The organism is Halorubrum sp. SP9 (assembly GCF_005435015.1).
Taxonomy (GTDB): Archaea; Halobacteriota; Halobacteria; order Halobacteriales; family Haloferacaceae; genus Halorubrum; species Halorubrum sodomense.
The window spans coordinates 1-597 of sequence record NZ_SGXU01000261.1 but is presented as its reverse complement, the minus strand read 5'-3'; the positions used below and the strand labels follow the sequence as shown (position 1 = coordinate 597).

Annotated in this window: 1 protein-coding gene; it reads left to right on the top strand. The window is 59.5% G+C overall.

The genetic code is table 11. The features are described from left to right. Positions 1-368: HalX domain-containing protein (locus EXE45_RS17470; protein ID WP_199233690.1), on the top strand; the 368-nt coding region annotated here is incomplete at its 5' end. Positions 369-597: the final 229 nt, after the last annotated feature.

Genomic DNA, 597 nt, shown 5'->3' with positions numbered 1-597 from the left:
CCGGCCACGAAGTCCTCGATGCCATCCGTGCCGAGGGGTACGATGTCCAGGTCGCGATGCTAACCGCGGTCGAACCCAAAGACGACATCACCGACATGGCGTTCGATGCCTACCGACGAAAGCCAATCAACCAAGACGAACTACGCTCACTCGTTGCGGTGCTGTGTCACCGAGCAACACTCGAAAAAGGCAGTCAAGAGTTCTTCAGACTTGCCGCAAAGAAGGCCGCGCTTGAAGCGGCCGGGAACACGGAGGCAGACGCGTATGAAACCATCCTGGACCAGTTGGACGCGCTCGATGCTGAACTGACTAACACACTTGAACACCTCACTGCGGAAGACGCCTTTGCGGCCATCGCTGAGGACTAACCCTTGCGCTGGCCCCGATGTGGCCCAGACGTAGACAATCCACTGTTCGGACACGGTAGCTGGAATCAGATCGGAGGAGAGGACATCACAGCGGACCGTCGCCAACGGATTGTCATAGCCGGTCACCCCGTCGGCGTCTAGGAGGCACACGATTCGACAGCCCACCAGCACGTCGTCCCCACCACAGCAGGCACCAACAACGAAGTGCCGAGACGGTCGTCAGCCACAC